At 73.7% G+C, this 12,251-nt stretch carries 9 protein-coding genes; 4 read left to right on the top strand and 5 right to left on the bottom strand.

The window, feature by feature from the left end; genetic code table 11:
• Positions 1–16: 16 nt before the first annotated feature.
• Positions 17–2,374 (bottom strand): serine/threonine-protein kinase, encoded by a 2,358-nt coding sequence (locus tag WFH32_RS12865; RefSeq protein ID WP_336707744.1) that lies wholly within the window; start codon positions 2,372–2,374, stop codon positions 17–19.
• 120 nt (positions 2,375–2,494) lie between these two features.
• Between WFH32_RS12865 and otsA the strand changes: the two genes are divergently transcribed.
• The 4 genes from otsA (at position 2,495) to WFH32_RS12845 (ending at position 7,605) form a co-directional block, all read left to right on the top strand.
• Positions 2,495–3,985, top strand: a complete 1,491-nt coding sequence (otsA, locus tag WFH32_RS12860) for an alpha,alpha-trehalose-phosphate synthase (UDP-forming) (protein WP_225228197.1) — start codon at positions 2,495–2,497, stop codon at positions 3,983–3,985.
• Complete coding sequence (locus WFH32_RS12855) at positions 3,982–4,878, top strand: trehalose-phosphatase (protein ID WP_336707742.1); 897 nt, start codon at positions 3,982–3,984, stop codon at positions 4,876–4,878. The genes otsA and WFH32_RS12855 overlap by 4 nt, the downstream gene beginning before the upstream one ends.
• Before the next feature lie 229 nt (positions 4,879–5,107).
• Entirely contained in the window at positions 5,108–6,232 is a 1,125-nt protein-coding gene (locus WFH32_RS12850; protein WP_191796603.1) for an ABC transporter ATP-binding protein, read from the top strand.
• Between the two features lie 131 nt (positions 6,233–6,363).
• Positions 6,364–7,605 carry a DUF4032 domain-containing protein gene (locus tag WFH32_RS12845; protein ID WP_138822871.1) on the top strand — a complete coding sequence of 414 codons (1,242 nt, stop codon included), beginning with the start codon at positions 6,364–6,366 and terminating at the stop codon, positions 7,603–7,605.
• Between the two features lie 148 nt (positions 7,606–7,753).
• Here WFH32_RS12845 and rlmB read toward each other — a convergent pair whose 3' ends face one another.
• The 4 genes from rlmB to WFH32_RS12825 form a co-directional block, all read right to left on the bottom strand.
• On the bottom strand, positions 7,754–8,776 hold the full coding sequence (gene rlmB / locus WFH32_RS12840; RefSeq protein WP_191796604.1) for a 23S rRNA (guanosine(2251)-2'-O)-methyltransferase RlmB: 1,023 nt from the start codon (positions 8,774–8,776) through the stop codon (positions 7,754–7,756).
• Between the two features lie 91 nt (positions 8,777–8,867).
• On the bottom strand, positions 8,868–10,307 hold the full coding sequence (cysS, locus tag WFH32_RS12835) for a cysteine--tRNA ligase (RefSeq protein ID WP_191796605.1): 1,440 nt from the start codon (positions 10,305–10,307) through the stop codon (positions 8,868–8,870).
• Positions 10,308–10,415: 108 nt separating this feature from the next.
• Positions 10,416–10,811 (bottom strand): PPOX class F420-dependent oxidoreductase, encoded by a 396-nt coding sequence (locus tag WFH32_RS12830; protein WP_191796606.1) that lies wholly within the window; start codon positions 10,809–10,811, stop codon positions 10,416–10,418.
• An 87-nt stretch (positions 10,812–10,898) separates the two neighbouring features.
• On the bottom strand, positions 10,899–12,227 hold the full coding sequence (locus tag WFH32_RS12825) for an alanine racemase (protein WP_336707740.1): 1,329 nt from the start codon (positions 12,225–12,227) through the stop codon (positions 10,899–10,901).
• Between the last annotated feature and the right edge of the window lie 24 nt (positions 12,228–12,251).

Below are 12,251 nucleotides of genomic sequence, written 5' to 3'. Positions count from 1 at the left end.
GGTGAGGCACGTGGGCTCACAGGCTCGGCGGCGGACCGGGGAAGGGCGCCCAGTCGATCGGCGTGCCGTCGCCGAGGGAGAAGAGCACCATCGCGGTGAGCACGAGCCCGGCGAGCACCAGGAAGATCGCCCCGACGCGGCCGGGGGCCACGTGCGCGAGCGTGGTGCGCGCGCCGTACCGGGTGAGCCCGGACAGCGGTCCGAACCAGGCGAGGAGCACCGTGACCGCCATCGCGACGCACAGCACGACGGTGAACACCCAGGGTTCGTTGGCGCCGCCGACCGACCGCGCCTCGACGTTCTGCTGCGGGGCGAGGACGAGCATCCCCGGCGCGAGCAGCCACCACGAGCCCACGACGAGCAGCACTCCCCCGCACAGCGCGACGAGCAGCGAGGGCACCGCGCCCACGACGGCACGCAGCGCGTACCAGGGCACGGCGACCACCGAGCGCACGCCGTCGCTGCGCTGCACGCCCCTGCGCTCGCGACGGCCGTGGAACGAGTCCGCCCCCACCCCGACGACGCGCAGCACGACCACGACCGCGGCGAGCAGCACGAACGCGACGCCCGGGTAGGTCCCGGCGAGCAGCACGAGCGGCAGCCCGAGGGCCGCCACGGTCCCGGCCCGCCGTCGGTGGGCGGGCCGGGCGTAGCCCGGCGCGGACACCACGCCGAGGGGGCGGCCGAACGCGTCGAGCGGGTCGCCGCCCTCGGGCTCGGCCACCTGCGCGCCGCGCCCCTTCCGCCTGCCCGACGCCGGAGCGTCGGCGGGCGGGGCGGGCTGCGGCGCGTACGGGTTCTGGGAAGGCGGGGGGTACGGCCCCTGGGCGGGCGGGTACGCCCCGGGCGGCGCCGAGGGGACCGGGGGCTGACGCAGGGTGGGCTGCTGGACGGCGGGCTGCACGGCGGTCGGGTGCATGGCGGTCGGCTGCACCGCGGTCGGCCGCCCGGACGCCGGGCCGACGAGGGACGCAGGAGGCACCGAGAGCGGCGGGGCCGTCGATCCCGGCGCGGCGGGTGTGACGGGCGGCGCCGGTGGCACGGTGGGCACCGCGACGGTCCGGCCGTCGTTCGCGATGATCTGGGTCGCGGCGAGCGGCGGGATCGACGGCGCGGGCGGGGTCGGCCGCGGCAAGGGCACGGCCGAGCGCACGGTCGGGACGACGCTCGTCGGCAGGACGTCCCCGGCCGAGGCGGGCAGGACGACGGTCGCCGCGGCACCGGACGCACCGGCACCTGCCGCCGTGGCCGCACCCGCACCCGCGCCCGCCGGTCCCATGACCGTGGTCACGGCCGCCGCGCCACCGGCCCCGTTCGCGGCAGCGGGCGCCGCGGCCCCCACGGCGCCCGCTCGTCCGGCCGCTGCGAGCGTGCCCCCGACGGCTGCCACGGCGGCGGTACCGGCGAGCGCTGCGCCACCGAGCGCGCCGCCCCCACCGGCCTTCCCGCCTCCGCCGAAGTGCTGCGGGACGACCTCCGTCGCGCCCGTGGCGGGCGACGCCGTCGGGCCGTCTGCCTCCTGTGCCGCGCGGTGCAGGACCGCGGCGACCTCCGACGGGCCGAGCCGGGTCGCCGGGTCCGCCCGCAGCGCCGCCGCGAGCGCCGCGGCCGTCCGCGGTCCCAGGCCGTCGAGGTCCGCCTCGCCGGACCGGGCGCGCGCGAGCACCGCCTCGACCGGTCGCATGCCGAAGGGTGGTCGCCCGGTCGCGGAGAACGCGAGCAGCGCCGCCCAGCCCCACCAGTCGCTGTTGGCGCTCGGCGCCGCGCCCTCGAGCAGCTCGGGGGCCAGGTAGCCCGGTGTCCCCATGACGAGGCCGGTCGAGGTCGCGCGAGCCTCGTCGAGCCCGTGCGCGATGCCGAAGTCGATGAGGACCGGGCCGTTCTGGGTCACCAGGACGTTGCTGGGCTTGAGGTCGCGGTGCACGACCCCGGCCGCGTGGACCGCCTCGAGCGCCTCGGCGAGCTGGTCCGCGAGCTCGAAGAGGTCGCGCGCGTCGAGCGGGCCGCCCGTCGCGACCTCCTCCTCGAGGTTGGGGCCGTCGACGAGCTCGGTCACGATGAAGGCCTCGGAGCCGTCGAGCTCGACGTCGAGGATCTGCGCGACCGCGGGGTGCCGCAGGCGTTGGAGGGCGACGGCCTCGCGGCGCAGGCGCTCGCGCCCCTGCGCGTCGACGTCGAGGTGTGCGTGCAGGAACTTGATCGCGACGAGGTTGCCGCCGCCGTCCTCGGCCTCGTAGACCGCTCCCATGGCACCGGCGCCGAGGCGGGCGAGGATGCGGTAGCCGCCGACCTCGCTGCCCGTGGGCAGGCCTCCGCGTCGCGCGGCACCGTTGCTCCGCGCCGGGTCGGCTGGTCTGCTGCTGGCCTCCTCCATGGTGTCAAGGTATCGACAATTCGGGGCGCTGCCCTGCGCTCCCGGGAGCAAGCAGGACGCGACACCGATAACCTGGGTGGAGTTTCACCAAAGTTCAACCGAATACCAAGGAGATCTCCATTGACTGGCAAAGACGGCTACGACCTCGTCGTGGTGTCCAACCGGCTTCCCGTCGACTTCACGGTCGACGACGAGGGCCACGTCGACTGGAAGCGCTCCCCCGGGGGGCTCGTCACCGCGCTCGAACCCGTCATGCAGAAGTCCGACGGCGCCTGGGTCGGCTGGTCCGGCGCCCCTGACCTCGAGGTCGACCCCTTCGACGCCGACGACATGCGCCTGGTGCCCGTGACGCTGTCCGCGACCGAGATCGAGCGCTACTACGAGGGCTTCTCCAACGACACGCTCTGGCCGCTCTACCACGACGTCATCGCTCCCCCCGCGTTCCACCGGCAGTGGTGGGACGCGTACCGCCGCGTCAACCAGCGCTTCGCCGACGCCGCCGCCGCACAGGCCGAGCAGGGCGCGACCGTCTGGGTCCACGACTACCAGCTCCAGCTCGTGCCCCGCATGCTGCGCGAGCAGCGCCCCGACCTGCGCATCGGGTTCTTCAACCACATCCCCTTCCCGCCGCTCGAGCTCTTCCAGCAGCTCCCGTGGCGACGCCAGGTGATCGACGGGCTCCTGGGCGCCGACCTCATCGGGTTCCAGCGCGCGGGCGACGCGTCGAACTTCATCCGTGCCGTGCGCCGCCTCACGGGCTACACGACCCGGGGGCCCATCGTGACCGTGCCCGGCGCCGAGGACCGCCCGTCGCGCAACGTCCGCGCCGCGGCCTTCCCCATCTCGATCGACTCCCGGACCTTCGACGAGCTCGCCCGGACCCCCGAGGTCCAGGCCCGCTCGCGCGAGATCCGCGCCGACCTGGGCGACCCCGAGTGCATGATGCTGGGCGTCGACCGCCTCGACTACACCAAGGGGATCCGCCACCGCATCAAGGCCTACGGCGAGATCCTGCAGGACGGCCGCATCGACGTCGAGCACGTCACGCTCGTCCAGGTCGCGAGCCCGAGCCGCGAGAACGTCGGTGCCTACCAGGAGCTGCGCGAGCAGGTCGAGGGCCTGGTGGGGCGCATCAACGGCGAGTACGCCGAGATCGGCCACGCCGCGATCCACTACCTGCACCACTCGTACCCGCCCGAGGAGATGGCCGCGCTGTACCTCGCGGCGGACGTCATGCTCGTCACGTCGCTGCGCGACGGCATGAACCTCGTCGCCAAGGAATACATCGCGGCCCGCTCCGACGACCGTGGTGTCCTCGTCCTCTCGGAGTTCACGGGGGCCGCCGACGAGCTCGCGGGCGGCGCCCTGCTCGTCAACCCCCACGACATCGACGGCATGAAGGACATCATCGTCGCGGCCGCGAACATGGACGTGCGCGAGCAGCGCAAGCGCATGCGTCGCCTGCGCCGCCGCGTCCTGGCCGACGACGTCTCGAAGTGGTCCGAGTCGTTCCTCGGCGTGCTCCAGGCCATGCCCTCCCGCGACACGCCCCGCACCCACGCCCCGTCCCGCCCCACGGACGAGGCGCCCGCCGAGGGGGAAGGCGCGTGACGTCGTCGGGAACCGCTCAGCCCGAGGTCGGCGGGCCCGCCGACCTCGGCGTGGCCCTCGCGGCCTTCGCGGCGGCCGCCGGGACGCCCCACCAGGACGCAGGGACCGGCCCCGTCCTGGTCGCGAGCGACTTCGACGGGGTCCTCGCCCCGCTCGGGGACGACCCGCTCGCGTCGCGCCCCACCCCGGCCGCCGCCGCCGCCCTCGCGCGCCTCGCGGCGTGCGGACCGGACCGGGTGCGCGTCGCGCTCGTGTCGGGGCGCCGGATCGAGGACCTCGCCCACCTCGCCTCGCCGCCGCCCGGCGCGCTGCTCGTCGGCAGCCACGGGGCGGAGACGGGCGAGGTGCTCGCACCGCTCCGTGACGGCGCCGACGACGAGCGCTCCGTACGCGCCGACGGCACGGCGGCCCGCGTCCGCCTCGTCCCCGTCGCCCTCGACGAGGCGCAGCACGACCTCCTCGCCGACGTCGCCGCGGGCCTCGAGGAGATCGCGGCACCGCTCGAGGGCGCCTGGGTCGAGCACAAGCCCTCGGCCGCCGTGCTCCACACCCGCCTGTCCCCCGCCGACCCGGCGCGCACCGCGTCGACCGCGGCGGCCGAGCTCGGGGAACGGCTCGGGGCGCACGTCATGGTCGGCAAGAACGTCGTCGAGGTCGCGGTCACCAGGACGTCCAAGGGCATCGCGCTCGACGCGCTGCGCGAGCGGCTCGGCTCCCCCGCCGTGCTCTACCTGGGCGACGACGTGACCGACGAGCGGGCCTTCGCGGTGCTCGGCCCGGCCGACGTGGGCATCAAGGTGGGCGACGGCGAGACCCTCGCGACGTACCGCGTCGCCGACCCCGCCGAGGCCGCGGCGGCCCTGACCACGCTCGCCGACCTGCTGGACGTGTGAGACCTGCGACCGTGACCTGGACGTGACCCGGGTGTGACGGAGAACTCAGGAACCGGGGGTAGGATGCCGAGCAACGATGACGTCGGACCACCGGGTCCCCGGGTGACCGGAAGCCCTGGAGGTTCGACTTCTTCTGTGTCACAGCAGACACGCACCACGTGAAAGCGCGGCACGTCACTACACAACGGATCGTCCGGCACGTACCTGCCGGTGGAGGGATGTACCCATCATGGCTACGGTCACTTTCGACCACGCAACGCGGCTCTACCCGGGGACCGAGCGCCCTGCGGTGGACCAGCTCAACCTGCACATCGAGGACGGCGAGTTCCTCGTCCTCGTCGGCCCCTCGGGTTGTGGCAAGTCGACGTCGCTCCGCATGCTCGCGGGCCTCGAGGACGTCAACGGCGGGCACATCTTCATCGGTGACCGCGACGTCACCGACGTGCAGCCCAAGGACCGCGACATCGCGATGGTGTTCCAGAACTACGCGCTGTACCCCCACATGTCCGTCGCGGACAACATGGGCTTCGCGCTGAAGATCGCCGGCACCCCCAAGGCGGACATCCGCCAGCGCGTCGAGGAGGCCGCGAAGATCCTCGACCTCACCGAGTACCTGGACCGCAAGCCCAAGGCGCTCTCCGGTGGTCAGCGTCAGCGAGTCGCCATGGGCCGCGCGATCGTGCGTCAGCCCCAGGTGTTCCTCATGGACGAGCCGCTGTCGAACCTCGACGCCAAGCTCCGTGTCCAGACCCGTACGCAGATCGCGTCGCTCCAGCGTCGTCTCGGCGTCACGACCGTCTACGTCACGCACGACCAGACCGAGGCCCTCACCATGGGTGACCGCATCGCGGTCCTCAAGGACGGCCTCCTGCAGCAGGTCGGCACGCCGCGCGACATGTACGACACCCCGGCCAACGTCTTCGTGGCCGGCTTCATCGGCTCGCCCGCGATGAACCTCGGCACGTTCACGGTGAACAACGGCCTGGCCGAGGTCGGCCCGGCCCGCATCCCGCTCGAGCGCGAGGTCGCCGCCAAGATCACCGACGCCGACAAGGGCAAGATCACGCTCGGCTTCCGCCCCGAGGCCCTCGAGGTCACCTCGCAGGCCAACGAGAGCGCCTTCCCGGTCGAGGTCAACATCGTCGAGGAGCTCGGCTCCGACGCGTTCGTCTACGGCACCCTCAAGGGCGACCTGGCGACCAACGCGGACATCCACTCGGGTGCCGGCGACAACCAGATCATCGTCCGCGTCGACCCGCGCAACGTGCCCGCCAAGGGCGAGCGCATCTACGTGGCGATCCGCCCGGGCAACACGCACATCTTCTCGACCGCGACGGGCCTGCGCCTCAGCTGACCCACAGCGACACGGGGGCGGGCTCGGCGACAGCCGGGTCCGCCCCTTTCGCATATCCTTCCCGGTGGTGCGGATCGTCCGCACCACCGACCCCCCGCATGCGACCGGCCACCGCGGAGAAAGGACCTGTCATGGTGCAGAACCTGCAGATCACCGCGTCAGCCCCCGACCCAGCACTGCTCGACCTCCCCTGGGACATCCCCCTGGAGGAGTGGCCGGACAGCGTCCTGGCCGCCCTGCCCCGCGGTATCTCGCGCCACATCGTGCGCTTCGTGCGCCTCTCGGGCCGGGTCATCGCGATCAAGGAGATCGGGGAGTCCGTCGCGTACCGCGAGTACGAGCTGCTGCGCCAGCTCAGCCGCCTCGACGTCCCCAGCGTCGTGCCCGTGGGCGTCATCACGGGCCGCAGCGACGCGAACGGCGAACGGCTCGAGGCCGTGCTCATCACCGAGCACCTGCAGTTCTCGCTCCCCTACCGAGCGCTCTTCAGCCAGGCCCTCCAGCCGGACACCGCGACCCGCCTCATCGACGCTCTCGCCGTGCTGCTCGTGCGCCTGCACCTCATCGGCTTCTACTGGGGCGACGTGTCGCTGTCCAACACGCTCTTCCGCCGCGACGCCGAGACCTTCGCCGCGTACCTCGTGGACGCCGAGACCGGCGACCTGCACCGCGAGCTGAGCCCCGGCCAGCGCAGCTACGACGTGGACCTCGCCCGGACCAACATCATCGGCGAGCTCATGGACCTGTCGGCGGGCGAGCTCCTCGACGAGGACATCGACGAGATCCTGGTGGGCGACGCGCTCGTCGCGCGCTACAACGAGCTCTGGGACGCCCTGACGAACGCCGAGACCTTCGCCTCGGACGAGCGCTGGCGCGTCGCCGCGCGCATCGAACGGCTCAACAACCTGGGCTTCGACGTCGGCGAGCTCGCCATCACGACCGACATCGACGGCACGACCGTCCAGATCCAGCCCAAGGTCGTCGACGCGGGCCACCACGCGCGCCGTCTCCTGCGCCTCACGGGCCTCGACGTCCAGGAGAACCAGGCACGCCGCCTCCTGAACGACCTCGACTCGTACCGGGCCGCCGCAGAGCGCCAGAACGACGACGAGGAGTTCGTCGCGCACGACTGGCTCAGCGGGGTCTTCGAGCCGACCATCCAGGCCGTGCCGCGCGACCTGCGGCGCAAGCTGCAGCCGGCCCAGCTCTTCCACGAGATCCTCGACCACCGCTGGTTCATCTCGGAGAAGGCCGGGCGCGACATCCCCATGCCCGAGGCCACGGCCTCCTACGTCGAGAACGTCCTGCGGCACCGCCCCGACGAGAAGGCCATCCTGGGCCTCGCCCCGGGCGAGGTCGACCGGCAGGAGTAGTCTCCCGGCCCCCTGCGCCCAGGGTCCAGCGCCCGGCGTCCTGCGTCGTCAGAGGCGCACCGCAGCGTCCGGGGCCCCCGACGACGCAGGACGCCCCGCCGCGCCACCGGGAAGGTGGTGCGACGGGGCGTCCCGACGAGGCGGGTACTCAGTCCTCGGCGGAGCGCAGGCGCGCGACCTCGTACAGCGAGATCCCGGCGGCGACGCCGGCGTTGAGCGACTCGACGTCCGAGAGGATCGGGATCGAGGCGACGACGTCGCACGTCTCGCGGACGAGGCGCGAGAGGCCCTTGCCCTCGGAGCCGACGACGAGCACGAGCGGGTCCTTGCCGAACGCGAGCTCGCCCACGGCGACCGGGCCGCCGCCGTCGAGCCCGACGATGAAGCAGCCCGCCGCCTTGTACTCGGTGAGCGTGCGCACGAGGTTGGTCGCGCGGGCCACGGGCACGCGTGCGGCGGCACCTGCGGAGACCTTCCACGCGGACGCCGTGACGCCGGCCGCGCGACGCTCGGGCACGAGGACGCCGTGCGCCCCGAACGCGCCCGCGGAGCGCAGCACGGCGCCGAGGTTGCGCGGGTCGGTCACGCCGTCGAGGGCCACGATGAGCGGGGGCTCGCCAGCCTCGTGCGCGCGGTCGAGCAGGTCCTCGGGGTCGGCGTAGTCGTAGGGCGGGACCTGGATCGCGACGCCCTGGTGGACCGAGCCGTCGGTCATGCGGTCGAGCTCGGCCTTGGTGACCTCGAGGAGGTTGTACCCGCGCCCGGAGGCGATGTTCAGGATCTCCTTGGTGCGGTCGTCGGCCTCGAGGCGCGTCGCGATGTACACCGCGGACACCGGGATGTAGGCGCGCAGGGCCTCGAGCACGGCGTTGCGGCCGTTGACGACCTCGTTCGCGCTGCTCGAACGCGTGGTGCGCGACGGCGTGCGCCCGCTGGGGCGTCCGCCGCGCGCGGCGCTCTTGGCGTCGTGCGCACGCGGGCCGGTCGAGGTGGCGTCGCGGCGCTCGGCGGCGGCCTTCGCCTTGTGGGCCTTGTGGTAGGTGCGGTCCTCGGCCTTGGGCGTCGGGCCGCGGCCCTCGAGAGCGCGGCGGTTCTTGCCGCCCGTGCCGGCGACGGCGCCCTTCTTGTTGCTGCTGCGGGTCGCGCCGCGTCGTTGTGAGTTTCCAGCCATGGGTCTGCCCCGTCGGTCGATGTGTGCGAGTGAAGTTGTGGTGGCGGACCCTGGGCCCGGGTGGGCCCGTCCTGCCGTCCAGGGTTCCGGGTCAGGTGCCCTGGCGTGCAGCGAGGGACCAGCGGGCCCCGTCGCTGGAGTCCTCGACGACGACCCCGGCGACCGCGAGGCGGTCCCGGATCGCGTCGGAGGTGGCGAAGTCGCGCGCCGCCCGTGCCTGCGCGCGGGCGTCGAGCTCGGCCGTGACGACCGCGTCGAGCGCCTGACGGTACCGGGTGTCCCCGGCGTCGGCCCACTGCTCGCCCGCGGGGTCGAGCCCCAGGACGTCGAGCATCGCCCGGAGGGCGACGAGGTGGTGCCGGGCGACGGCGTCCGCGGCCGGGGAGCGGTCGGCGAGGGCCGAGTTCCCGGCGCGCAGGTGCTCGTGCACGACCGCGAGCGCGGCGGGCACGTTGAGGTCGTCGTCCATGGCGGCCACGAAGGCCGCCGGGAGCTCGGCCTGGCGCACGTCGTCGAGGTCGATCGTCCCGACGCGCTCGCCTGCACGCTGCACGAACCCGCTGAGCCGCTCCCACGTGGCCTCGGCCTCGCTCACGGTGTCCTGCGTCCACTCGAGCATCGAGCGGTACTGGACGGCCGCGAGCGCGTAGCGCAGGACGGCCGGGCTCGTGGTGCGCAGGACCTCGCGGACGAGGAGCCCGTTGCCGAGGGACTTGCTCATCTTGGCGCCGCCCTGCGTGACCCACGCGGAGTGGAGCCAGTACTGGGCGAACCCGTCGCCGGCGGCGCGGGACTGCGCCTGCTCGTTCTCGTGGTGCGGGAAGCGCAGGTCGAGGCCTCCGCCGTGGATGTCGAACGTGCCGCCGAGGTAGCGGTGGGCCATGGCCGAGCACTCGAGGTGCCAGCCGGGTCGTCCACGCCCGAACGGGGTGTCCCAGGACGCCGTGGCGGGCTCGCCGGGCTTGGGGGCCTTCCACAGCGCGAAGTCGCGGGGGTCGCGCTTGAGGGACTCCTCGGCCGAGTCCGCGGGCGCGGGCGAGAGGTCCTCGAGCCGCTGGTTGGTGAGCGAGCCGTAGTCGGCCCACGAGCGCACGTCGAACCACACGTCGCCGGGTCCGGTCGTGTACGCGTGGCCCGAGTCGACGAGCCGCTGCATGAGCTCGACCATGTCGGTGACGTGCCCGGTGGCGCGGGGCTCGTAGGTGGGCGGTGCGACGCCCAGGGCGTCGTAGGCCGCGGTGAACTCGCGCTCGTAGATCGCGGCCCAGGCCCACCAGGGCTCGCCCGCATCGGCGGACTTGGCGAGGATCTTGTCGTCGATGTCCGTGACGTTGCGGATGAGGGTCACGCGCGAGCCCGTGCGACGCAGCCAGCGCACGAGCACGTCGAACGCGACGGCCGAGCGCATGTGCCCGATGTGCGGCGCCGACTGGACCGTCGCACCACACAGGTAGATGCCGACCTCACCCTGGGTCTGGGGGATGAAGGCGCGCACGTCCCGCGTCGCGGTGTCGAACAGTCGAAGGCTCACGACCAAAGGTTACCGGGGTGCACCCCTCCCGGCAGAACCCGCCCTCCCGGGGCGGCGTCCCGGTGCGCGTCGTCACCCGCGCAGGGCGGGCGGCGTCGGTGCGGGCGGTCAGTCCCGCCAGTGGATCCTGGTCGGCTTCACGCGCACGACGACGCGGCGGTTGTCGGTGCCGTCGTCGCCCGTGTAGCGCTCGTCGCCCGTGTACTTCTGGGCGAGCGCGTGGATGAGCGAGGCGGACGGGTCCTCCTCGATCAGGGCCTCGCCGCGGACCTCGAGGTACTGGTAGGGCGCGTCGCGCGGGTAGACGAGCACGCTCAGGCGCGGGTCGCGCTGCAGGTTGTCGGTCTTGCGGCGGCCGTGGATGGTCGAGAAGAGGACGTCGTCGCCGTCGCGCGCGACCCACACGACCGAGGTCTGGGGGCTGCCGTCGGCCTCGATCGTGGCCACGGTCGCGAACTCGGGGGCGTCGAGGAGGGCCTTGGCGGCGTCGGGGAGGCTCGTCATGTCGTGCTCAATCGCGCGGGTCGTCCGCCTATTCCCGGATGGCCGGACTTCTCAGCACCTGGACACGCGGCGTGCCCGACGGCGCCGTTAGCCGAAGTTCTTCCCCTCGCCCCGGTAGGTGGGGACCTCCTCGACGACCTGGTCGCCGCGCACGAGGTGCACGCGGTCGAAGCGCTCCATGAGCTCGCCGGCCTTGGCGTGCCGGAACCAGACGCGGTCGCCCACGGCGAGGCGTCGCTCGGCCCCGCGGGCGGCGCGCAGCGGCGTCTGGACCTCGCCCACGCCCTCCGAGGACGTGAGCCGCCAGCCCGGCTCGACGACGCGTGGCACGCGCATCGCCCCGGCGGGTCCCGAGGCCACGTAGCCGCCGGCGAACGCGGTCGCGTAGCCGGGCGCCGGGACGCGGACGACGTCGAGGCCGAAGAACGCGGACGGGTGCGGGTCGAACGACCGGTAGCCGTCGAACAGCCCGGGCACGTAGAGCCCCGAGCCCGACGTCACCTCGGTCACGACAGGGTCCGAGGCGGAGGTCTCGAGCGACCCGGTCCCGCCGGAGTTCACGAGCTCCAGGTCGTGCCCGACGACGTCGCTCACTGCGGCGAGCACCTCGCCCCGGCGCGTGGCCAGGTCCGCGACCGAGGCCTTCTTGACGAGCCGCACGGCGGGGCTCGTGTCGGGCAGGCCCGCGACCTGCGCCTCGTAGAACATCAGGCCACGCACGCGCAGGCCCGGGGTGTCCGCGATGGTCCGTGCGAGGGCCCGCGCCTCGGCAGCCGTGTGGACGGGCGAGCGACGGGTCCCGAGGTGGACCGTGAACGGGCCGAGGCCCAGGCGCAGCGACGCGTCGACGTCGAGGCAGAGCAGGACGGGCGGACCGTCCGGTGCCCCGCCGCCGTCCTCGCCCGGGTGCTGGCCCGCGAGCGCGGCGGCGACGAGCGCGACCTGCGCGACGTCGTCGACCATGAGGGTGATCTCGCGGCGTGCCGCCGGGTCCGCGGCGAGCTCCGCGAGCGCCCGTCGGTCGACCGTCGGGTAGGCGACCAGGACGTCGCGCGCGCCCTCCTCGACGAGCCACAGGGCCTCCGCGAGCGAGTACGCCATGATCCCCGCGAAGCCCAGCTCGCCCGCGCGCCGGACGAGCGGGCGCACGCGCACCGACTTGGACGCGAGCCGCACGGGCACGCCGCCTGCACGGGCCAGGAGCTCGCGCGCGTTGGCGTCGAACACGTCGAGGTCGACGACCGCGACGGGGCCCGGGACGCGCTCGGTCGCGGCCGACAGGCGGTCGCCGAGGGTGCGGGCCTCGGCCGCGGCCGACGCGTCGTGCGCTCCCTGCCCTCCGGGGCTCAGCCGTCCTCGGGACCAGGACGGGGTGGACGGTTCCTGCGCGCTGCGCTGCACGGGCGTCGTCGTCATGGAAAGAAACCTACCCCTCGTGAG

It is taken from the genome of Oerskovia sp. USHLN155 (assembly GCF_037145535.1).
Taxonomy (GTDB): domain Bacteria; phylum Actinomycetota; class Actinomycetes; order Actinomycetales; family Cellulomonadaceae; genus Oerskovia; species Oerskovia rustica.
Note: the sequence above shows the minus strand (reverse complement) of the source record. Positions and strands in the feature narration are given on the sequence as shown.